We start from the raw sequence: 22,536 nt of genomic DNA on the forward strand, positions 1-22,536 counted from the left end.
ATTCCCGCCGCGCGGCGGGGCGCGGCGGAAGCGGTGTGGCCGGTACGGGAGCCGGGCGGGCCCGGATCCGGCGACCCGGGCCCGCCCGCCCGCGGAGACCGCCCGCCCGCGGAGACCGCCCGCCCGCGGAGACCGCCCGCCCGCGGAGACCGCAGGCGGGCGGCACTCCGCGTGCGGATCAGCGGATCAGCGGATCAGTGGCAGGACTTGACGCCGCTGCCGGACTTCGACCACGAGCAGGAGTCCAGGAGCTTCCCGGTCGGCTTGTACATCCGCGCCTTGTCGCCGGTGTTGTTCCAGACGTACGAACCGCGGTTCCAGTACACGTGGGCCCCGGAGTTCTTCCCCTTGCCGGTGTGCACCCGGACGGTCTTGCCCGCCGCGAGCGTGTAGCTGCCGAACGTGTAGGTGTAGCCGGTGTTGTCCTTCAGCTTCAGACCCTTGAGCTGGAGCTTCTTCTTGCCGTTGTTGTGGATGTCCACGTACTCGGCGTTCAGGGACGTGTTGGAGCGGGTGTCCTTGCCGGGGCTGTCGTACTGGATCTTCCCGAGGTGCAGGCCGCCCTGGTGGGGGGCGGCGGAGGCCGGGGCCGCGGCGAGGAGCGAACCGGCCAGGACCCCGGCGGCGGCCACGGCCAGCGGGGCGGCAACAGATATGCGCATGCTGCGTGTTCCTTCTGTGTGCATCTGGTGAAGGTCAGTAGCATACGGGCAGCAGTTGCCCACCCGGGACGGAAGTCGGGAAATCAGTAAATTACATGCCCCAGCGGCCTGTTGCCCTCGGAACGCGACGGCCGGGCCCCACCGGACGGACCCCCGCCGAAACCGGTGGAGGCGTCAGCCGCGGCCGACGTACGGCATCGCCGTCGCCATCACCGTCGCGAACTGCACGTTCGCGTCGAGCGGCAGCTCGGCCATGTGCAGGACGGTCCGGGCCACGTCCGCCGCGTCCATCACCGGTTCGACCGCCGTGGCACCACTGGCCTGGAGGACGCCGTGCCGCATCCGCTCGGTCATGTCCGTCGCCGCGTTCCCGATGTCGATCTGCCCGCAGGCGATCCGGTACGGACGTCCGTCCAGCGACAGCGACTTGGTGAGCCCGGTGACGGCGTGCTTCGTCGCCGTGTACGCGACCGAGTGCGGGCGCGGGGAGTGCGCCGAGACCGAGCCGTTGTTGATGATCCGGCCGCCCTGCGGATCCTGCTCCTTCATCAGCCGGAACGCCGCCTGCGCGCACAGGAACGCCCCCGTCAGGTTGACGTCCACCACGCCCCGCCAGTCCTCGTACGCCAGTTCCTCGACCGGCACCGAGCCCGGCCCGAAGGTGCCCGCGTTGTTGAACAGCAGGTCCAGGCGGCCGAAACGGTCCCGTACGTCCGCGAAGAGCGCCGTCACCGCCCGCGGGTCCGTCACATCGGCGGGTACGCACACCGCCTCCCCCGGACCGGCGCCGGCGGCGGCCGACTCCAGGGCCCCGGCCCGCCGGCCCGCCAGCACCACGGTCCAGCCCGCCCCGGAGAGCGTCAGCGCGACCGCCCTGCCGATACCCGAACCCGCCCCTGTCACCACTGCGATCCTCTGCGATGCGTTCATGGAGCGGCAGGGTAGCCGGGGTCCCGCGGCACCCGGCGCGCGCACCGGGACGAAGCGGCGTCCCGCACACGCTGCTCATCCCGCCGCCATCGAGATGTTGTGTACGTGCCAGCGGCAGGTCGTTCCCCCGGACTCCAATGCCTCTGACGACAATCCGGCAGTGGAGGGCACATGACACCCGCACAGATCAGCACCGCCAACAGCACCGGCGCTGCCCGGCAGGACGGCCATTCCGCCGCGTTCCGCGCCGCCGCCCGGCGGATCGGGTCCGGTGTGGACCGCCGCAGGTTCCTCACCGTCACCGGTGCGGCCGCCGCACTGGCCTTCGCCGTCAACCTGCCCGCCGCCGGGACCGCGAGCGCCGCCGAACTCGACGCCCGCAGGATCACCGAGGACCCCTTCACCCTGGGCGTCGCCTCCGGCGACCCGCTGCCCGACTCGGTCCTGCTCTGGACCCGGCTCGCCCCGCGCCCCTACGAGGCCGACGGCGGAATGCCCGCCCGGCGCGTCCAGGTCCGCTGGGAGCTCGCCCACGACGAGCGCTTCCGCCGGATCGTGCGGCGCGGATCGGCCACCGCCCACCCGGAGTTCGGGCACAGCGTCCGCGCCGAGGTGAAGGCGCTCGATTCCGGCCGCACCTTCTACTACCGCTTCCGCGCCGGCGACTGGACCAGCCCCGTCGGCCGCACCCGCACCGCCCCCGCCCGGGGCGCCCGCACCGGCTCGCTCACCCTGGCCGCGGTCTCCTGCCAGGCCTACCACGACGGGTACTTCACCGCCTACCGGCACCTGGCCGCCGAGGACGTCGACGTCGTCTTCCACCTCGGCGACTACCTCTACGAGTACGCCGTGACCGCCACCGGCGGAGCGCGCGCCTACACCGACCGGGTCCTGCCCGCGCACTTCAACCGCGAGACGGTCACCCTCGACGACTACCGGATGCGCTACGGCCTCTACAAGTCCGACCCGGACCTGCGCGCCGCACACGCCGCCCACCCCTTCGTCGTGACCTGGGACGACCACGAGACCGAGAACAACTACGCGGGCGACACCCCCGAGAACAGCGTCCCGCCGGAGGAGTTCCTGCTGCGCCGCGCCGCCGCCTACCGCGCGTACTGGGAGAACCAGCCCCTGCGCGCCCCGCAGCGCCCCACCGGACCCGACATGCGCCTCTACCGCAGACTCCAGTTCGGCCGGCTCGCCCAGTTCGACGTCCTGGACACCCGGCAGTACCGCAGCAACCAGGCGTACGGCGACGGCTGGAAGGTGCCCGGCCCCGAATCCGAGGACCCCTCGCGCACCATGACGGGCGCCGCCCAGGAACGCTGGCTGATCGACGGCTGGAAGCACTCCCGCGCCCGCTGGAACGTCGTCCCCCAGCAGGTCACCTTCGCCCAGCGGCGCGACGTGCCCACCGACGCCTACAAGCTGTCGATGGACTCCTGGGACGGCTACCCGGCCTCCCGGCAGCGGATCATGGACGGCGCCGAGGCCGCGGGCGTCGACAACCTGATGGTCCTCACCGGCGACGTACACGTCGGCTACGCCTTCGACCTGAAGAAGGACTTCGACGACCCGGCCTCCCGGACCGTCGGCACCGAGATCGTCGCCACCTCCGTCGCCAGCGGCAAGAACGGCTCCGAGAAGCCCGCCAACTGGAACAACCTCACCCAGGCCAACCCGCACATGAAGTTCTACGACGGGCGCCGGGGCTACGCACTGGTCACCCTGGACGACGAGCGGGCGCGCGCCGACTTCCGTACGGTCTCCGCCGTCACCACGCCCGGCGCGCCCGTCAGCACCGCCGCGTCCTTCGTGACCGAGGCGGGCAACCCGGGGCTCACCCCCGCGTGACCGGCCCGCGTGACCGGCCCGCGGGGCCGGGGCGTGCGACGGGCACGGGCCGGGGCACGGCGCCCCGGCCCGCGGCCGTCACACGTTCAGCGCTCGTCCGCCGGGTAGCGGACGCCGACCCGGGCGCGTACCGCGTCGAGCGTCCGCATCACCGCGAGGGAGCCCTCCAGCGGCACCAGCGGGGACTCCTTCTCGCCCGCCGACACCGCGCGCATCACCTCGGCCGCCTCGAACTGCATGCCCGTCAGGCCCTGGGGACCGGGGCCCGTGGTGACCTCCTCCGGCTCCCGGCCGTCCCGGTGCAGCACGAAACGCTCCGGGTGGAAGAAGCCCTGCGGGAAGTCGATCCGGCCGGCCGTGCCGGTGACCGACGCGACGGTCGGCAGGTTCCCGACGATCGAACAGCTCAGCAGCGCCGTGGCCCCCGACTCCCAGCCCAGCAGCATCCCGGTGTTCAGGTCCACACCCTCCGGCGACAGCAGCGCGTCCGCCTGCACCCGGTCCGGCTCGCCCAGCAGCAGCTGCGCGAAGGCGACCGGGTAGACCCCCAGGTCCAGCAGCGCGCCCCCGCCCAGCGCGGGGTCACGCAGCCGGTGCCCGGCGTCGAAGGTGCCCCCGAACCCGAAGTCGGCCTGCACCGTGCGGATCTCGCCGATCGCACCGTCCCGGACCAGCTCCGTCATCCGGCGGATCAGCGGATTGCAGTACGTCCACATGGCCTCCATCAGGAACAGCCCGCGCTCCCGCGCCAGATCCACCAGCTCCCGCGCCTCACGGGCGTTCAGCGTGAACGCCTTCTCGCACAGCACGTGCTTGCCCGCCTCCAGGGCGAGCCCGGCGGCCTCCCGGTGCGCGGAGTGCGGCGTGGCCACGTACACGACATCGATGTCGTCGTCCGCGACGAGCTCCGCCCAGCTGCCGTACGCCCGCTCGATCCCGAACCGCTCGGCGAACGCCCGCGCGGATGCCTCGGCGCGCGAGGCGACCGCCAGCACCTCGGCCCCGGAGCCCTTCATCGCGAGGAGGTCCGCCGTGAACGTCGCGGCTATGCCGCCCGTCGCCAGAACACCCCAACGCACTGTCCCGCCCATGCCCGCCCGCCTTCACCCGAAAAAGGTATCGACCACTACGACTGACCTGAGAGCATAGATGCGGTTTCAACGAAGCGGAGACGATGATGCCGGACAGCGGCGCGAGCCGGGCCCAGCGAGAACAGCACGAACACATACCGACGAGCAGTGACGGCGCCGTGACCGGCGCCCCGGCCGCCCCCACCGCAGCGGGCACGAAGGCCGCCCCCACCCCCACCGCCCCGGCCGCCCCCACCGCAGCGGGCGCCCCCACCACACCACCCCCCGCCGCCGCACGGCGGGCCGGACTCCTCGTCACCCTGGTACTGGGCGGGCTCACCGCGGTACCGCCCCTCTCGATGGACATGTACCTCCCGGCGCTCCCGGAGGTCACCGACTCCCTGCACGCACCGGCGTCCACCGTCCAGCTCACCCTGACCGCCTGCCTCACCGGCATGGCACTCGGCCAGCTCGTCGTCGGACCGATGAGCGACCGCTGGGGCCGGCGCAAGCCGCTGATCCTCGGCATGGTCGTCTACGTGATCGCCACCGCGATCTGCGCCGTCGCCCCCTCCGCGGAACTCCTCATCGGCTTCCGCCTCCTCCAGGGCCTGGCGGGCGCCGCCGGCATCGTGATCTCCAGGGCCGTCGTCCGCGACCTCTACGACGGCGACGAGATGGCCCGGTTCTTCTCCACGCTGATGCTGATCTCGGGAGTGGCCCCCGTCATCGCCCCCGTGATCGGCGGCCAGGTCCTCCGGTTCACCGACTGGCGCGGCATCTTCGTCGTCCTCGCCCTCGTCGGCGTCCTGCTCACCCTCGTCGTCTGGAAGTGGCTGCACGAGACGCTTCCCCTCTCCGAGCGGCACACCGGAGGCGTCGGCGACGCACTGCGCACCATGCGCGGACTGCTGGCCGACCGGGTGTTCACCGGCTACATGGTCGCGGGCAGCCTCGCCTTCGCCGCGCTCTTCGCCTACGTGAGCGCCTCCCCGTTCGTCATCCAGGAGATCTACGGGGCCTCCCCGCAGACCTTCAGCCTGCTCTTCGGCATCAACTCCGTCGGCCTGATCGCCGTCGGCCAGATCAACGGCAAGCTGCTCGTCGGCCGGGTCAGCCTGGACAAGGCCCTCGGCTTCGGCCTCGCGGTGATCTCCGTGGCCGCCGTCGCCCTGCTGCTGATGACCTCCGGGGTCTTCGGCGAACTCGGCCTGCTGCCCGTCGCCGCCGGCCTGTTCGTGCTGATGTCCGCCATGGGCCTGGCCATGCCCAACACCAACACCCAGGCCCTGATGCGCACCAGGCACGCGGCGGGCTCCGCCTCCGCGCTGCTGGGGACCTCGCAGTTCCTGATCGGCGCCATCGCCTCGCCGCTCGTCGGCATCGCCGGCGAACGCACGGCCGTACCCATGGCCGTGGTCCAGGTCGTCTGCGCCCTGTCCGCGGCGGCCTGCTTCCTGCTGATGTGCCGCCCGTGGCGCGGCGGCGCACGGACGGAGCGGCAGAGCACGGACTGAGGACGGGGCGGGGGCGGGCCGGGTAGGGGCGAGGGCGGGCCGGGACGGCCGCCGGACCGGCTGTGAGGACGGCGCGGGGGCGGTGCGGGGACTGCGCGAGGGCGGTGCGGGGACTGCGCGAGGGCGGTGCCGGGACGGCCGCCGGGCGGCGGAAACCGGTGGCCGCCGGCCCCGGGCGTCCACCACACTGCGGTGATGCCCACAGACCGGGAACAACCACTGTCCGGCGGGAACGTCAGCGAAGGCGTCGTCCGTCTCGGTGACACCGTCCGCCGCCCCGCCGGGCCGTGGACCCCCGCGGTGCACGCGCTCCTCACCCACCTCCACGAAGCCGGTTTCCGGGCCGCCCCCCGGCCGCTCGGGATCGACGAGCGGGGCCGGGAGGTCCTGAGCTTCGTGCCGGGCGAGGTCATCTGGCCCGACCGGTTCGCCCTGGTCGGGCCGGACGGCGGACTGGCGCGCGTGGCCCGCCTGATCCGCGGGTTCCACGACGCCGTGGAGGGGTTCACGCCCCCGCCCGACGCCCGATGGCAGCTCCTCATGCCCGTCGACGGCGCCGACATCATCGCCCACCACGACCTGGCGCCCTGGAACCTGGTGGCCGGTGACGACGCCTGGGCCTTCATCGACTGGGACAACGCCGGGCCCGGCACCCGCCTCTCGGACCTCGCCTACGCGGCCCACGGCTTCCTCCCGCTGTCCGCGCACCCGCACTGGCAGAGCCCCCGGGCCGCGGAACGCCTGCGGCTGTTCGCCGACGCGTACGGCCTCGACGAACAGGGCCGGCGGGACCTGGTGCCGCTGCTGGGCAGCCGCACACGCGCCATGCACGACTTCCTCCGCGACCAGGCCGCCCGGAACACCCAGCCCTGGGCCCGCCTCTGGGCGGAGGGCCACGGCGACAGCTGGCGCGGCGACGCCGAGTACACCGAACGGCGCGAGGAGCACTGGCTGACCGCCCTGCTCGCCCACTGAACCCGGGGCCGGCCCCGCACCGGCCGGCACGCCCCCTCATCCGCGCACGGGCGCCCTCCCGGCGGGGCACCCTCCCGCCGGTCAGCTCGTACGCGGGTACCCCAGCAGGTGCAGCCGGTCCTTGCGGTCGGTCCAGGTGAACACCCCGGTACCGGACGTCTCCATCTCCGGCAGCCGCACGTTCGGGGGGAGCGGCTCGACGTCCCCGGACACGAAGCTCATCTCCACCGGGGTGCCCCCGCCCTCCAGGGCGTCGGCGGCGTCACGGGCGTCCGCCGCCCCGTACGCCGTGCCGTCGTCCGTCACCGAGGCGAGCGTCACCCGCGCCGCGCCGCCCTCGGTCTCGAAGCAGAAACCCTCCTTCGCCTCCAGGTCGAAGGCGAGGTTCCCCGCCACCGCGTAGCGGCCCGACGGCGAGAACACCGCCTGCGGGTGGCTCCCCGGCTCTATGGCCGGCCGGTGGCACTCCACCGAGGCGACCGGTTTCCCGTTCGCCGCGTCGTGCACCGCCCACAGCTCGTGGGTCGCCGCCCGCTCCGCCTTCTTCCCGAGCTGCCACCTCACCAGGATCCGCCCCGGACCCACGGAGGTCGGCACCCCGGACCGGGGGTCGGCCCCCTTCGGCGCGACCTTCCTGCTGAACCAGCCGCCCCGCACCCAGAACTCACGCGCCCCGCTGAACAGCAGCCCCTTCTCGGTCTGCCCGCGCACCTCGGTCAGCTGCCCGCAGGCGGAACAGCCCTCGGGGTACGACGGCTTCGCCGCGGGGATCCCGGTGACGTCACCAGTGAGCGGATCCACCAGCGCACCGGTGGTCCGGCCGTCGGTGATCAGGATGTCCGGGCCGCTCGCCGTCACCACCGGCACCCCGGTCCACGGCACCTCGGCCCGCAGCCGCTCGCCGTCCGCCGCGTCGTACACGTCGAGGGAGACCAGCGTCCTCGCCGGCGCCAGGTCGTCGCCGACCCTCCCGTACGACCAGGTCACGAAGAACTGCCGGTCGGCCTTGGCGAGGGTGAGCAGCTTCGGGAAACGCGCGGGGTCCGGCGGCCGCCAGGCCTCACCGCTCCATCCGGCCCTGCCCGTCGGGATGTCCAGCGTCCGCAGCCGGTAGCGCTGCCCGGGGGCCCGTACCAGGTAGGCGAGTACGCCCGTCGGGTGCGACACGGCGTAACCGGGCCCGGCGTCCACGACCTCCCAGCCCCGGTCCGCCGTGTACGCGGGCGGAACCGTCAGCCGCGTCACCGGCCCGGCGCTCTCCTTCACCGGCTTCCGGGACTCCCCGCCCTTCCCGTCCCGCCCCGCGCCGTCACCGCCGCCCCCGCCGCAGGTCGCGAGCAGGAGCAGCAGGGCCAGGAACACCACCCCGCCGACCAGAGCCAGGCGCACGATCTTCTGTCTCACGGTTCCCCCGATGAGCCCGCGGTCTCCCGGCGGGCCGTCTCCTGAGCAGTCCCTGACCCGGATCCGGCGGGCGCTCCCGGCCCGGCGGCGATCAGCGTAGCAACAGGGCCGGTACGCAAAGGAGTTCGGTTCTGCCGCCGTTCCGTACCGGTGGTGTGCCCAGCGGCGCGGCCGTGGCCCCCGGCGGCCGCACACACCCGGCGCCGGGGCCGCGGCGGGCGGACCCCGGCCGGGGCGGCACTAGAATTTCCCGGTGAACGCCACCCTCCCCACCGCGGAAGCCCTGCGTACCGCCCTGGCCGTACTGCTCGACGGGCTGCCGCCCCGCAAGGCCACGCAGGCGGTCGACCGGCTGATCGCCAGCTACCGCGGGACCACCCCCACCGACACCCCCGTCCTGCGGGACCGCTCGGACGTCGTCGCCTACGCCGCGTACCGCATGCCCGCGACCTTCGAGGCCGTACGCGCCTGCCTGGACGCGCTGCGCGACGCGGCCCCGGCATGGGTGCCCGCCACGCACACCGACATCGGGGGCGGCACCGGCGCCGCCACCTGGGCCGTCGCCGGAGCCTGGGAGGGCGACGGCCCCCGGACCACGGTCCTGGACTGGGCGGAGCCCGCCCTGGCACTGGGACGCGAACTGGCCGAGGTGTCCGGGATCCCCGGGCTGCGGACCGCTGCCTGGCAGCGCGCCAGGATCGGCACGGGCCTGGAGCCGGCCCCCACGGACCTGGCGACCGTCAGCTACGTACTCAAGGAACTCGCCCCCGCCGACCGGGCCGTCCTCGTCGACACCCTCGCCGGCGCCGCCCAGGCCGTGGTGATCGTGGAGCCGGGCACCCCCGACGGCTACACCCGTGTCATCGAGGCCCGCGACCGCCTGATCGCCGCCGGTATGACCGTCGCGGCCCCCTGCCCGCACAGCGCCGCCTGCCCCATCGAACCGGGCACGGACTGGTGCCACTTCTCGGCGCGGGTCAGCCGCTCGTCCCTGCACCGCCAGGTCAAGGGCGGTTCGCTCAGCCACGAGGACGAGAAGTTCAGCTACGTCGTCGCGACCCGCTTCCCCACCACCCCGGTACCGGCCCGCGTCACCCGCCGGCCCCAGATCCGCAAGGGCCAGGTCCTGCTGGAACTCTGCACCGGGGACGACGCCCTCCAGCGCGCCACGGTCACCAAACGCCACGGCGGCCTCTACCGCACCGCCCGCGACACGGACTGGGGCGACCCGTGGCCGCCCCGGGACGCGCCCGAGGACGACCGGAACGGTTAGGAACCCCGCACGGGAGGGGCGCCCCGCAGTTCCTGCGTGCAGCACTTCACACTGCCGCCGCCCTTCAGCAGCTCTCCCAGGTCCATCGGCACCGGTTCGAAGCCGCGGTCCCGCAGGGGACCGAACAGGCCCGTCGCGGCCTGGGGGAGCAGGACGTGGCGGCCGTCGCTGACCGCGTTCAGGCCGAACGCCGCCGCGTCCCTCTCCCCGGCGATCAGCGCGTCCGGGAAGAGCCGGGCCAGCACCGACCGGCTGCCCGGCGAGAAGGCCCCGGGGTAGTACATGACCTCGCCGGCCGCCCCGTCCAGGACGCACAGCGCCGTGTCCAGGTGGTAGTAGCGCGGATCGACCAGGTCGAGGCCGATCACCGGCCGCCCGAAGAACTCCTGCGCCTCGGCGTGGGACAGCGGACTGGACCGGAAACCGCGTCCGGCCAGCAGACACGAATCCGTCACGGCGAAGTCGCCCTCGCCCTCGTTGACGTGGTCCGGCTCGCGGATCTCGGTGAAACCGGCGGCCCGGAACCACTCCCGGTGCGCCCCGGCCTCCGCGTACCGCTGCGGGTAGGCGAACCGGGCGCCGAGCACCCGGCCGTCGACCACGGTGGCACCGTTGGCGGCGAACACCATGTCCGGCAGGTCGGGGCGGGGTGTGAGCAGCTCGACGGTGTGGCCCAGGGACCGGTAGCGGTCGCGCAGGTCCTCCCACTGCGTGGCGGCCAGCGCCAGGTCCACGGGCTTCGAGGGGTCCATCCACGGGTTGATGGAGTACGTGACCTGGAAGTGCGCCGGGGCGCACATCAGGTAGCGACGAGGGGTGGCGTCACGGTTCAATGCGGGCTCCTCACGAACGGCGGCCTCGGCCGCGGAACGGTGGGATGCGCACGGGGTGTGTGCGTGCACTCATGGTGCGCCGGGCCGGACCGGATGCGCAGTGATCCGAACGGGTGGTTCCGCCGCCCCGGCCCGCCCTGCTCGTCCGCCCGCGCCCCCTGCTCGTCCGTCCGCGCTCCCGGTTCGTCCGTCCGGGCTCCCCGCTCGTCCGTCCGCGCCCCGACCCGCGGCCCGCCCCCGGCCTCGCTCTCGGCCCGTCCCCCTCCGGGCCCGCGTCCCCCTCCGGCCGCGCGGCCCTCCGCCCGCCTGCCCCTCCGCCCGCCTGTCCGTCGCTCGTGGGCGCTTCTGCAAGACGATACGTTTCGGCTTGTCAGCCGGTAGATTGGGGCCATGGCACCCCACAAGACCCCCGACGCCACCCGCCGCAGCGACCGCTCCCGGCGCGCGATCCTCGACTCCGCGCTCGCCCTGGTCGGCGAGGTGGGGTACCCGCGAACGACGATCGAGGGTATCGCCGCCCGCGCCGGCGTCGGCAAGCAGACCATCTACCGCTGGTGGCCCTCCAAGGCCGCCGTCCTCATGGACGCGTTCCTCGACCTGTCCGCCCGGCAGAACGCCGGCGGCGACGGCGCCCAGGACCCGGGACAGCCGGAGGCGGGGCCCGGCATCCCGGACACCGGGGACCTCGCGGCGGACCTCAAGCTGGTCCTGCGGGCCACCGTCGACGAGCTGAACGACCCCGCCACGGCCGCGCCCACCCGGGCGCTCACCGCCGAGGGCATCATCGACCCGGTGCTGGGGGCCCAGTTCACCGAGAAGCTGCTCGACCCGCAGATGGAGCTGTACGTCACACGCCTGCGGGCCGCCCAGGAGGCCGGGGAGGTGCGCGCGGACGTCGATCCGCGTACGGCGCTGGAGCTCCTGATCGCCCCGCTCATGCACCGCTGGCTGCTCAGGACGCTCCCGCTGACCCACGCCTACGCCGACCAGATCGTCGACCACACCTTGCGAGGCTTGTCACCCAGGTCCTGAAATCGCCTTATCCCATTACCGGATAATCGGTGTGAAAGGTCCCACCGGCGGGTGGTCCGGACACCCCGCTTGGGAACTTGTGCCCCCCGAGGCGCAGGATGGTGGGACCATGGACGGACAACCGCTGAGGTGAGGGGATAGATGGGCGCCGATTCCGGCCGCTATCGCGGCACAGAGAGCAGGATCTCCCAGTGGCTGCGCCGACGGCCCAAATCGCAGCCGGAGGCCGACGACGCGGCCCGGCTGGCGCTGCTCCTGGCCGTCGCGGAGGCAGGGATGCCGATCTCACCCGCCGCGTATCCGATCGGTTACCGGTGTTCGTGCGAGCGGATCGGCTGTCCCACACCGGCCCGGCATCCCGTCTCCTTCGCCTGGCAGACGCAGTCCACCACCGACCGCGCCCAGATCGAGCGGTGGGCCACCGGCCAGCCCCTGGCCAACTTCATCACCGCCACCGGCATGATCCACGACGTCCTGGACGTCCCCCTGCCCGCAGGCCTCGCCGCCCTCGAACGGCTGACGGCCGCGGGCATCGACGTAGGACCGGTCGCCCAGTCCGGCGACGACCGGCTGCTCTTCTTCACCGCCACCCGCGGCACCCCCGAGGACGAGGACGAGTGGTGGCCGTGCGAGCTGGACTGCCACCCCGAGACCATGGACGAGCACCCCGGCCTGCGCTGGCACTGCCGCGGCAGCTACGTCCTCCTGCCGCCCGCCCGGCTCCCCGGCGAGCTGGACGTGCGCTGGATCCGCGGTCCGGAACACCCGCTGCCCGACCCGCTGACCCTGCTGGAGACCCTCACCGACGCCTGCGCGCAGTACGCCGACTCCGAAGCGGGCAGCGGTATCGACCAGGCCGCGGTGGCCTGGCCGCTGGGACGCTGAAGAACCGTTCAGCCGTTCTGTCCGTGGAAGGCGCCCGCCCGGCGGGGGGTTCGTCCTCCTGTGGGCGAAGCGGCTCACTCCGCCGGTGAGCCCCCTCGTCCCGCGGCCGGGGCGCTCGCCCGGCCGGTGAGGGGCGCCCGCCCGCCGGTGAGGGCGCCCGCCGTCACGACCCCTGCGCCGCCACCAGGCCCGGCAGCCTGTTCAGCACGCGCACCTTGCCGGCGGTACCCCCGTCGGCCGCGTCCCCCGCTCCGGCGCCGGCCTCGGGGACGTACACCAGCTGGCTGGAGACCCGCTCCTTGGTCAGGGTGCTCTTCACCTCGCCGGTCAGCAGGGCCTCGACGTCCGGGGTGACCTCCGGGCGCAGGCCCCGGGCCGCCGTCTGGCGTTCGAAGTGCTTGCTGCTGAAGAAGACCAGCGCCCCGCCGTCCTTCGTCATCAGCCCCAGCGGGGCGAAGTCCCCGTCCTTCAGCGGCTGGTCGACGTACTGGTACGAGAACCCCGCCCGGCGGGTGTTCTCGCGGGCGTCCCGCCAGCCCGAGGTCGTCGCCCCCGGGGCGAACACGTCCGGGGCCCCCTCCTGGAGGTACTTCGTGTACGTGGTGCTCAGCCCGGCCGGTTCCGTGGCCAGTTCCCCGCCGCCCTCCGCGGGCACGGCCTCGGCCCACCCGTCGGCGTCCACACGGAACTCAGGAACCTGCGACGGGGCGACGGCCGCGAGATAGGCCGCCTTCCACGGGGCGTCCGGGCCGGTGCGCAGGAACATCAGCAGCCAGCGGGTGTCCGTCCCGCCGCCGTCCTTGTCGCGGTTGGAATCGGTGTCCGCGAGGAACCAGCGCGGCCAGCCCGCCTTCTTCGGTATGACGTAGGAGGCGTCGGTCAGCTCCAGCGGGTCGTGCGCCGGGTTGCCGTCCGGGCTGTTCTTGCCACGGGCCTTCAGCCCGGCCTGGTTGACCGCGCCGAGCGCACCGGTCACCCGGTCCGCGTCCAGCTCCGGATCGAACGCCTTGTCCGCCTTGTTGTACGCGGCGGTGAAATCCGACAGGGCCCGCGCGGCCTCGGACTTCGTCGCCGACGGCACCACCGCCAGCTCCCCGTGCACCGTCACGCAACCGCTCGCGCCGGCACACAGCACCGTCGCCGTCACGAGCCCCGCCGTCAGTCGACCCAGCCTTGTCATCCGCTGCCTTCTGCGCCTTTTCGAATCCGTCGTCATCCGTCGTCCGCACCGACCGCCTGAACCCTACCGGGGCGGCGGGTGGTACGGGCGGGGGGCCGGGACACCGGGCCGGTACGACGGGAGCCGTGCGCGGGGACGGCGGCAGGGGGCGGCGGCACCCGCCACCGCCCCCGCGCGTCCGGAACGTCAGACGCACTTCCCGTTCAGCCAGGACGCGAAGTCCTTCGTGTACGTGGTGGCCATCCGCGCCGAGGCGGTGGTGGAGCCGCGCTTCTCCCATTCGGCCTGCCACAGCGCGTAGTTGCCGGACGCCGCGGGAGGCGGCTCCTCCCAGCCGAGCTCCTTGCCCCAGGTGGGGTGGCCGCCGAGCGCGGCCCCGAGGCCCTCGGCCTCGACGCGCTCGATGAGTTCGGGCCTCAGCGTGGTGTCGTTCGTGGAGATCATGATCTCCTGCGTGGAGATGCGCTCCGCGATGGGCGCGAGGACCTCGTTCCACGCCGCCTCACGGATGGCCGGGTCGCTGTTGAGCAGCGACTGCTTGGCCTCACCCTTGAGTTCCACCAGCGGGATCATGTTCTGGGCCTTGGCGCTGTCGAGCCATTCGCGGAAGGTGTAGACGGTCTCACCCGCGTACGGACCACGGTCGATCGTGCGCCCCTTGAGCTGGTCCGCGCCGGACGCCCACCAGATCTCGGTGACGGCACGGCTGGTCCCCGTCAGTCCCCTGGTCGTGGTGTTGTGCCACATCACGGCCTTGGTCCCGTCCTTGGTGAGCTGGAGGTCCGCCTCCACGCCCTTCGCCCCCCAGCTCTTCTGCTGGGCGAGGCCCCTCGGGTGGTTCGGCTGGCGGACCTGGTCACGCTCCCAGGCGTTCGCACCGGTGGGGTAGCCGCCGTGCCCGAAGAGCTTCGGGCAGATGAGCGAAGCCTGGCTGTTGTGACGCTCGATCATGTGCACCCCGGAGAAGGTCCAGTTCCCGGCGGGGGACTCCCAGCTGTGCAGGGAGCCGTTGAGCTTCCCGTCGGCCTTGGCGGTGAAGGTGATGGTCTTCACCCGCCCGTCGCTGTAGCCGTACAGGGTGGCCAGGTCGTCGCGGCCGTCACCGTTGTAGTCACCGGTGACGATCTTCATCCGGTTCCGCTCGTAGCCGGAGCTCGCCGCGAGGTTCAGGATCTCGGTGCGGTCGCCGAACGCGCCGTCCGCGCCGAGGCCGAAGCTGATCACCGCGTCGTGGCCGTCGCCGTAGTCGTACCAGGCGGCCAGTTCGTCACGGCCGTCCCCGTCGAAGTCACCGGCGTGCATGCTGGCCTGGGTGAAGGTCCAGCCGGTGGACTCCCAGCCGCGGACGGGTTCGGCGAACCCGCCGTCGGCCTTCGCGAGGAAGGACATCAGCTTCACGGTGCCCGAGGCGTAACCGTAGAGGGCACCGAGGTCGTCGCGCCCGTCACCGTCGAAGTCACCGGTGGCGAACCGCATGCGCTTGATGTCCCACCCGTCGGCCTCGACGCGTTCGAAGGACGAGAAGTGACCGCCGAAGCGGCCGCCGGCGCCGGCCAGGAGCGTGAAGAGCTTGTCGTCACCGTTGCCGTAGGCGTACCAGACGGCGACGTCGTCGCGCCCGTCCCCGTTGAAGTCACCGGCGTGGGCGGTCATGTTGGCGAAGGTCCAGTTGCCGGGAGCGGCCGTCCAGGAGGAGAAGGGGGCGGCGAAGGTGCCGTCACCCTTGCCGAGCCAGGTGAAGAGGGTGACCCGGCCGTCGTCGTACCCCTGGAAAGCGGCGACGTCACCCGTCCCGTCCCCGTCGAAGTCCCCGGTGACGCGCTTCATGTCCTCGGCGCGGAAGTCGCCGACGCCCGACTCCCAGCCCACCAGCGGCGCGGAGAAGCCGCCGTCCGCCTTGGAGACGAAGGTGCGCAGGGCGTCGTGGCCGTCGCCGTAGTCGTACCAGGCGGCCATGTCGCTGCGGCCGTCGCCGTTGTGGTCGTGCCGGGGCGCGGAGCCGGCCACGGCGGTGTCCGCCTGCGCGGCGGCGGTGGCGGTACGCGCCTCGGTGCCGCCCTCCTCGCCCGTACCGCCGGACGCCGCACCCGCGACGACCGGCAGTTCCGCCTGCCCCACGGCGGCAGACGGTTCCCCGCCCACCGCGGCGGCCGCGCTGCCGGAACCCGTGTGCAGGCCCAGCACGGCGCACACGGCCATGGCACATATAACGCTGAAAGGTTTCCTCATTCGGCCTTTCGTCCCCCTCGTCACCGGACGGGGAGCGTGCCCCGCACCGGGGCCTCCGCTCCGCCGTGCCGCTCGGATGCCAACGCCGCCGGGACCGCGGGAGGTTGCCCCCGCGCCCCCGGCAAGGCGCCGATCATTAGATCATCCGGCCGGGGCCCCGGGGGCGGGGCGGGAGGAACCGCTTCGCCCCCGGGAGCCCGCCGTCCCGTGGCCGCCGCCCCTCACACCCCTCGCTCCGGCACCACCAGCGGCACCCCCGTCCGGGGATGCGGGAAGACCTCGACCGGCTGGCGGTAGACCTCGCCCAGGAGTTCGCCGGTGAAGACCCCGGCCGGCGGGCCGTCCGCCGCGACGCGGCCGTCGCGGAGGACCACCGCGCGGTCGGCGTAGGCAGCGGCGAGGCCCAGGTCGTGGAGGACCACGACCACCGCGTCACCGGCGGCGGCCCGTTCGCGGCAGACACGCAGGACGAGCTCCTGGTGGCGGAGGTCCAGCGCGGCGGTGGGCTCGTCGAGGAGGAGGAGCGGGGCGCGCTGGGCGAGGACGCGGGCCAGGGCGACGCGGGCGCGTTCACCGCCGGAGAGGGCGGAGAAGGGGCGGCCCGCGAAGCGGGTGACCTCGGTGGCGGCCATCGCGGCGGCGACCGCCGTGTCGTCCTCGCCCTCCAGCGGCGTACCGGCCCAGGGCGCGCGCCCCATCCGTACGACGTCCTCGACCGGGAACGGGAAGGAGAGCGTGGCGGACTGCGGCAGCACCGCCCGGCGCAAGGCCAGTTCGGCCGGGGTCCAGGCGGCGGCCGGGCGGCCGTCGATGCGGACGGCGCCGCTGTCCGGGGGCAGGTCGGCGGCGAGGGCGGCCAGCAGGGTGGACTTGCCGGCGCCGTTCGGACCGACCAGGGCCACCACCTCGCCCGCGTGGGCGGTGAGGTCCACGGCGTCCAGGACCGGACGGCGGCCGAGCCGCAGCGTCAGCCCGGCCGCCTCGGCGACGGGGGCACCCAGGGGCACGGGGGCGGGGAGCACGCGGTCGGCGCCCGCCGCGAACAGTCGTCTCAGGGCCTTCACGGTCACGCCCAGCCCCCTTGCTTGCGACGGGTCCTGCGCAGCAGCCAGAAGAAGAACGGGCTGCCGATGAGAGCGGTCAGTACACCGAGCGGCAGTTCGGCCGGGTCGGCGACGGTACGGGCCGCGAGGTCACCCGCGACCAGCACCAGTGCCCCGCCGAGCGCGCTACCCGGGACGAGGAAGCGGTGCCCGGGGCCGTTGGCCATCCGCAGCAGGTGGGGGACGAGCAGGCCGACGAAGGTGATGACGCCCGCGACCGCGACGGCGGCGGCCGTCAGCAGGGCGACGACCAGGACCAGCACGACCCGCAGCCGTTCGACGTCCACCCCCAGGTGCCGGGCGGGCCGTTCGCCGAGGGCCAGCAGGTCCAGCTTCCTCGCGTAGAAGGGGGCCACCAGCAGGCCCAGCAGCGCGCAGGGCAGTACGGCCAGCACCTTCGGCCAGGTCGCCTGGGCCAGCGAACCCAGCTGCCAGAAGGTGATCTGGGTGATCTGCGCGTTGTCCGCGAAGAAGATGAACAGGCCGATCAGCGCGCCCGCGAAGGCGTTCACGGCGATACCCGTGAGGATCAGCGTCACCACCTCCGTACGCCCGCCCGAGCGCGACAGCGCGTACACCAGGAGCACGGTGACCAGCCCCGCGGCGAACGCGCAGACGGTGCCGGTCCAGTTGCCGAAGAAGGTCAGCCCGAGCGCGATCGAGGCGACCGCGCCGACCGCCGCACCGGAGGAGATCCCGATGACCCCCGGTTCGGCGAGCGGGTTGCCGAACACCCCCTGCATCAGGGCGCCCGCGCAGCCGAGCGACGCCCCGACGAGCAGGGCCAGGACGACCCGGGGGAGGCGTACGTTCCACAGGACGCTCTCGCCGACCCGGTCCAGGGCGTGCCCGCCCAGGCCGGTCCGGTGCCGGACGGAGGACAGGACGTCCCCGAGCGGGATGTCGTACGCGCCCATGCCGGCCGACAGCAGGCAGCCGAGGAGCAGGGCCGCCGTGAGGGCGGCGGTGAGGACGTAGGTCCCACCGCGCCGCCGGGGCGGTGCGGTGGGCGCGCCCGTGTCCACGTCCGCGTCCGCCGGGGCGGGGGCACCTGCGTTCGTGCCTGTGTCTGTGCCCGCGCCCGTGTCCGGCTCCGTCGGGGCGGGGGCGCCCGCGTCCGTTTCCGCCGTGGCGGGTGTGCCGTGCGGGGCGGCCGTCATCGCTGTCCACCGCCCTCCGGGTAGAGCCGGCCGATCAGTTCGGCCAGTACGCGGTCGGTGCGCGGCCCGTAGTTCAGCAGCACCCCGTCGTCGACCGAGACCACCCTGCGGTCCATCCCGGCGGGCGTCTCCGCGATGCCGGGGATCTTCACCAGGCCGTCGACACCGCCCACCGAGTCCAGGCCCTTGGACATGACGAGGATCGCGTCCGGAGCCGCCTTCGCGAGGGCCTCGGCGGTGATGGCGGTGAAGTCCTTCGTCAGCCCGGACGCCTTGCCCGCGTCCACCGCACCGGCCGCCTCCAGCAGCGAACTCGCCCCGGACTCCGCCCCGCCCAGCAGGTAGACGGAGGCCGAGCCGCGCAGATAGAGGAAGGCGACCCGGAGGGCCGGCCCGTTCCGGTGCGCGGGGACCGTCTCCCGTACGGCGTCGATCCGGGCCTCCGTACGCGCCGTCAGCTCGTCGCCGGACGCGGGCACGCCCAGCGCGGCGGCCACGGCGCCGATCCGGCGGCTCACATCGGCGAGTTCCCCGGCCGGCTCGACGACGACCAGCGGGACACCCGCGTCCCGGATCTGGCCGATCGCCTCGGCCGGGCCGGTCGTGGTGTCCGCCAGGACGACGGTCGGTTCCAGCGACAGCACGCCTTCCGCCGACACGTCGTGGGCGCGCGTCACCACCGGGAGTTCCTCGGCCTGTTCGAAGGTGGCGGTGATGTCGCGGGCCACCACCCGCTCACCGAGGCCGAGCGTGAAGACGATCTCGCTGAGCGAGCCGGTGAGCGGAACGATCCGGTCGGCGGAGGCGACGGTGACCTTCGTGCCGTCCGCCGACTCCACCGTGACCGGGAGCTGCGGATCGGGTGCGGTGGTCAGTGGCTCGATCACGTCGGTGGCGGTCTTGGTCTTCGTCGCCGTCGCGGGGGTGCCGGACGTTTCTCCGGAAGGGGTGCCGCAGCCGCTGAGCCCTACGGAAAGCGCAACTACCGCTGCCAGGGCCCCGATACGCCCGGTGCGGGCTCGCGCGACTCGGCGTACCGATAGGGCCGGGTACAAGTGAAATCGCACGAATGCACCGTCCTGGGATGTTGCGAAGTGTTATGGGCCAGGGGGTTCCGGCCAAGATTGATTTCATCTTAGGTTAGCCTTACCTCACCTTCTAGCCCTTCGGAGGGTTCCCATGCCGTCGTCCGGACCGGTCCGCGCGCTCGCCGCAGCGCTCTTCGCGGTGCTGCTGGGCACACTGCTGCCCACGGCCTCCGCCCAGGCGGCGAGCCGCACGGTGCAGGGCGGCCGGCTGGACTGGGGCATCAAGTCCTCCTTCCAGAGCTACGTCACCGGGCCCGTCGCCCAGGGCGACTGGAGCCTGACCGGCGGGGCCGCCACGGTCGGCGGCAGCCGGTACCGCTTCCACTCCGCCACCGGTTCCTACGACCCGTCGAGCGGTGCCCTCCAGGCCGGCTTCTCGGGCGGGGTCCACTTCACCGGGCACCGGCAGGCCGACGGGAGCGACCAGCTCGACCTCACCCTCTCCCGCCCCACCGTCCGGATATCGGGCGGCGCGGGCACCCTCCACGCCGACGTGGTCAGCAAGGACCGGGAGAGCGGCCGGGTCACCCGCGCCGCCCAGGTACCGCTCGCCACCCTCGGCCTCGGTTCCGTCGACATGCGGGGCGCGACCACACCCGTCGTCCTCACCGATGTCCCGGCGACGCTGACCTCGCAGGGCGCCACCGCCTTCGCCGGCTACTACACGGCGGGCACCCCCCTGGACCCGGTCAGCCTGTCGGTGGACACCACCGGCCCGGTGGCTGAACCCGGCGCGCCGAAGTCCGCCACCCCGTCCGGGGCCGCCCCGTCGAAGTCCGCCCCGGCCACGGACGCGAAGAAGAAGCGGAAGGCCGTCCGCTTCGAGGACGCCGCCGTGGACTGGGGGGTGCGCCGCACCTTCCGTGAGTACGTCACCGGTCCCATCGGCCAGGGGGCGTGGGCGCTCACCGGCGGAGCCCGGGACGGCGGCGCGCTCTTCCGCTTCCCGCAGGGGGAGGGCACGTACGACGCGGAGAAGCGGGCTCTGGACGCCTCCTTCGCCGGCGGTGTCCAGTTCACCGGCAAGGGCGGTCTCGACCTGGCCATGACCCGCGTCACCGTCACCGTGGCCTCCGGCAAGGGCACCCTCCGCGCCGACGTCACCAACGAGGGCACCTCGCACCGGAACATCCCGCTGGTCACCTTCGAGGCAGAGGACTTCGCCCCCGAAGGCGGCCTCGCGGTCCTCACCGAGGCCCCCGCGACGCTGACCGCCGAGGGTGCCGAGGCATTCGGTTCCCTCTACACCGAGGGCACCGCGATGGACCCGGTCTCGCTGGCCGTCGCCGTGGACGAGAAGGCGGAACTGCCCGCACTGCCCGACCTGGGCAGCACCGCCGCACCCTCCGCCCCGGCCGCCGCGCGGCAGACGGCCGCCCCCGCCGCGCAGCCCGCCGGTTCCGGCACCGGCGCCGGTACGTACGCGGCCGTGGGCGGCGGAGCCGTCCTGCTGGCGGCCGTGGCCGCCGGACTGCTGACGGCCCGTCGGCGCAGGGCGGCGCAAAACCCCTGACCACCCCGGCGCCACCCCCGAACCGCTTCCCCCGTCCCCCCACGCCTTCCATCCACCCCCCGTAGGCCCAGGAGTCACCGCCATGGCAGCAAACCGCCGCCCCGTAGCCCTCGCAGCCGCCGTCGCCACCGCCGCCGCGCTCGGCGCCGCCTTCGCCCTCCCCGCGATCGCCGCCGACAGGACCACGCCCACCACCAGCGCGTCCCCCACCGCCTCGAAGCCCACGACCATGGAGCTGACGGACGGCACCCTGGACTGGGGCCTCAAGGAGTCCTTCCGCCGCTACATCGGCGGGGCCGGCAAGATCACCGCCTCGGACGGTGCCACCCAGGCCGCCGGGAACGGGGTCTTCACCTTCGGCAACGGCCGGGGCACCTACGACACGACGGACAACAGCACCGGCACGGCCTTCGACGGCAGCGTCAACTTCAACGCCCACGGCGGCGTGCTCGACATCACCCTGTACGACGTGAAGGTCTCCACGAGCGGCACCACCGGGGCCGTCACCGTGGACATGAAGACCCCCCAAGGAACCTCGGACGACGTCGAGTTCGCGAAGCTGGACCTGTCCTCGGTCCGGCCCGGCCAGGGTGAGGGCGGGGCGATGGTCTTCAAGGACATCCCCGCGACGCTGACCGAGGCCGGTTCCAAGGCGTTCAACGGCATGTACAAGGAGGGCGACGCCCTCGACCCGGCCACCCTCTCCGTCAAGGCCGTCCAGCCCCCGGTCACCGAACCCACCCCCGATCCCACCAAGGAGCCGACCCCCGGCCCGACCGACCCCACGACGGACCCGACCACCGGCCCCACGACGGACCCGACCACCGACCCGACGGGCCCGGCCACCGGCCCCGGCACGGACCCGTCGGCCGCCCCCACCGCCCCGGCCTCCCCGTCCGCCACGGCCACCGCCCCGGCCGCCCAGCAGGGCGCCCTCGCCGACGGCGCCCTGGACTGGGGCGTCAAGGAGTCCTTCCGCTCGTACGTCACGGGCTCCATCGCGCACGGCAGGATCGAGACCGCCGACGGAGCCGCCGCCACGGCCTCTGGCTACCGGTTCCCCGACGCCACCGGCCGCTTCGACGCCGCCGGGCAGACCCTCGACGCCGCGTTCGAGGGCAAGGTCCGCTTCCTCGGCCACAAGGAGGGCGGCGCCTACACCCTGGACCTCTCCCTCAGCAACCTGACGGTCCGGGCCGAAGGCGGCAAGGGCACCCTGCTCGCCGACGTCTCCAGCAAGGACCGCACGTCCAAGAAGGTCAGCACCTACACCGGCCTCACCCTCGCGGACCTGAAGCTCCCCGCCGGCGGCCTGGCCGCGAAGAACGGCGTCGTCACCCTGTCCGGTGTCCCGGCCGTCCTCACCGCCGACGGTGCCGCCAAGGCCTTCGGCGGCATGTACGAGAAGGGCGACCCGCTCGACACCCTGACGGTCTCGGTCGCCCTCGACGAGGACGCCGAACTCCCGGGCGCCACAGGCGGTTCCGGCTCCGCCGGCGGCAGCGGGACCACGGGCGGCGCCGGTACGGCCGGCGGAGCGGGCACGGCCGGTGGCGCCGGCACCGCGGGCGGCTCCGGGTCCCTCGCCTCCACCGGCGCCGGCGTGCCGGCCGGCGCGCTGCTCGCAGCCTCCGGCCTCGTCGTCGCCGCGGGCGCCGGAACGGTGATCGTGGCACGCCGCCGCCGCGGCGACGGCCCGGCCACCGCCGCCTGATCAGGCCCGACGCCGTCCCCGCCCGGCCGGGCGGGGCCCCGGGGCCGTACCGGTGACACCGCCGGTACGGCCCCGGTGGCGTGGGAGCGGTCCCGGACGGTGCTTGAATGCCCC

Annotated in this window: 18 protein-coding genes; 8 read left to right on the top strand and 10 right to left on the bottom strand. The window is 73.7% G+C overall.

Going from position 1 to position 22,536, the window contains the following annotated elements:
- Nucleotides 1-194: 194 nt before the first annotated feature.
- On the bottom strand, nt 195-662 hold the full coding sequence (locus tag CP967_RS24455; protein WP_150490031.1) for a lamin tail domain-containing protein: 468 nt from the start codon (nt 660-662) through the stop codon (nt 195-197).
- 174 nt (nt 663-836) lie between these two features.
- The gene (locus CP967_RS24460) at nt 837-1,592 is read right to left on the bottom strand and encodes an SDR family oxidoreductase (protein WP_150490032.1); all 756 of its coding nucleotides are present in this window, start codon (nt 1,590-1,592) and stop codon (nt 837-839) included.
- Nucleotides 1,593-1,763: 171 nt separating this feature from the next.
- Between CP967_RS24460 and CP967_RS24465 the strand changes: the two genes are divergently transcribed.
- Nucleotides 1,764-3,446, top strand: coding sequence for an alkaline phosphatase D family protein (locus tag CP967_RS24465; RefSeq protein ID WP_150490033.1), 1,683 nt, complete (start codon nt 1,764-1,766; stop codon nt 3,444-3,446).
- An 86-nt stretch (nt 3,447-3,532) separates the two neighbouring features.
- Here the strand turns inward: CP967_RS24465 and CP967_RS24470 are convergent, their stop codons facing one another.
- Entirely contained in the window at nt 3,533-4,537 is a 1,005-nt protein-coding gene (locus CP967_RS24470) for a Gfo/Idh/MocA family protein (RefSeq protein WP_150490034.1), read from the bottom strand.
- A gap of 86 nt (nt 4,538-4,623) precedes the next feature.
- On the opposite strand from CP967_RS24470, the gene CP967_RS24475 reads away from it, so the two are divergent.
- Both CP967_RS24475 and CP967_RS24480 read left to right on the top strand, forming a co-directional pair.
- Nucleotides 4,624-6,033 carry a multidrug effflux MFS transporter gene (locus tag CP967_RS24475; protein ID WP_150490035.1) on the top strand — a complete coding sequence of 470 codons (1,410 nt, stop codon included), beginning with the start codon at nt 4,624-4,626 and terminating at the stop codon, nt 6,031-6,033.
- A 195-nt stretch (nt 6,034-6,228) separates the two neighbouring features.
- Entirely contained in the window at nt 6,229-7,008 is a 780-nt protein-coding gene (locus CP967_RS24480; RefSeq protein ID WP_150490036.1) for a phosphotransferase, read from the top strand.
- 81 nt (nt 7,009-7,089) lie between these two features.
- Here the strand turns inward: CP967_RS24480 and CP967_RS24485 are convergent, their stop codons facing one another.
- Nucleotides 7,090-8,412: a hypothetical protein gene (locus tag CP967_RS24485; RefSeq protein WP_150490037.1), complete on the bottom strand. Its 1,323-nt coding sequence runs from the start codon at nt 8,410-8,412 to the stop codon at nt 7,090-7,092.
- Nucleotides 8,413-8,665: 253 nt separating this feature from the next.
- Between CP967_RS24485 and CP967_RS24490 the strand changes: the two genes are divergently transcribed.
- A complete protein-coding gene (locus CP967_RS24490; protein ID WP_150490038.1) occupies nt 8,666-9,685 on the top strand; it encodes a small ribosomal subunit Rsm22 family protein in 1,020 nt (339 codons plus the stop codon).
- Here CP967_RS24490 and ddaH read toward each other — a convergent pair.
- The gene (gene ddaH, locus CP967_RS24495; protein ID WP_341874676.1) at nt 9,682-10,587 is read right to left on the bottom strand and encodes a dimethylargininase; all 906 of its coding nucleotides are present in this window, start codon (nt 10,585-10,587) and stop codon (nt 9,682-9,684) included. The two genes, CP967_RS24490 and ddaH, sit on opposite strands and share 4 nt — an antisense overlap.
- A 321-nt stretch (nt 10,588-10,908) precedes the next feature.
- Between ddaH and CP967_RS24500 the strand changes: the two genes are divergently transcribed.
- Entirely contained in the window at nt 10,909-11,550 is a 642-nt protein-coding gene (locus tag CP967_RS24500) for a TetR/AcrR family transcriptional regulator (protein ID WP_150490039.1), read from the top strand.
- Nucleotides 11,551-11,691: 141 nt separating this feature from the next.
- A complete protein-coding gene (locus CP967_RS24505) occupies nt 11,692-12,435 on the top strand; it encodes a bifunctional DNA primase/polymerase (protein WP_150490040.1) in 744 nt (247 codons plus the stop codon).
- A 163-nt stretch (nt 12,436-12,598) separates the two neighbouring features.
- On the opposite strand, the gene CP967_RS24510 is transcribed toward CP967_RS24505, so the two are convergent.
- The 5 genes from CP967_RS24510 to CP967_RS24535 form a co-directional block, all read right to left on the bottom strand.
- Nucleotides 12,599-13,615: an SCO2278 family lipoprotein gene (locus tag CP967_RS24510; protein ID WP_167535437.1), complete on the bottom strand. Its 1,017-nt coding sequence runs from the start codon at nt 13,613-13,615 to the stop codon at nt 12,599-12,601.
- Between the two features lie 186 nt (nt 13,616-13,801).
- The gene (locus CP967_RS24520) at nt 13,802-15,814 is read right to left on the bottom strand and encodes an FG-GAP-like repeat-containing protein (protein ID WP_229888239.1); all 2,013 of its coding nucleotides are present in this window, start codon (nt 15,812-15,814) and stop codon (nt 13,802-13,804) included.
- 251 nt (nt 15,815-16,065) lie between these two features.
- On the bottom strand, nt 16,066-16,908 hold the full coding sequence (locus CP967_RS24525) for a heme ABC transporter ATP-binding protein (protein ID WP_150492028.1): 843 nt from the start codon (nt 16,906-16,908) through the stop codon (nt 16,066-16,068).
- 2 nt (nt 16,909-16,910) lie between these two features.
- Entirely contained in the window at nt 16,911-18,107 is a 1,197-nt protein-coding gene (locus tag CP967_RS24530) for a FecCD family ABC transporter permease (protein WP_373300335.1), read from the bottom strand.
- A complete protein-coding gene (locus tag CP967_RS24535; RefSeq protein WP_150490043.1) occupies nt 18,104-19,174 on the bottom strand; it encodes a heme/hemin ABC transporter substrate-binding protein in 1,071 nt (356 codons plus the stop codon). The genes CP967_RS24530 and CP967_RS24535 overlap by 4 nt, the downstream gene beginning before the upstream one ends.
- Nucleotides 19,175-19,286: 112 nt before the next feature.
- On the opposite strand from CP967_RS24535, the gene CP967_RS24540 reads away from it, so the two are divergent.
- Nucleotides 19,287-20,708, top strand: a complete 1,422-nt coding sequence (locus CP967_RS24540; protein ID WP_150490044.1) for an HtaA domain-containing protein — start codon at nt 19,287-19,289, stop codon at nt 20,706-20,708.
- Nucleotides 20,709-20,790: 82 nt separating this feature from the next.
- Nucleotides 20,791-22,422, top strand: coding sequence for an HtaA domain-containing protein (locus CP967_RS24545; RefSeq protein ID WP_150490045.1), 1,632 nt, complete (start codon nt 20,791-20,793; stop codon nt 22,420-22,422).
- The last annotated feature ends 114 nt before the right edge of the window (nt 22,423-22,536 follow it).

The organism is Streptomyces nitrosporeus (assembly GCF_008704555.1).
Taxonomy (GTDB): domain Bacteria; phylum Actinomycetota; class Actinomycetes; order Streptomycetales; family Streptomycetaceae; genus Streptomyces; species Streptomyces nitrosporeus.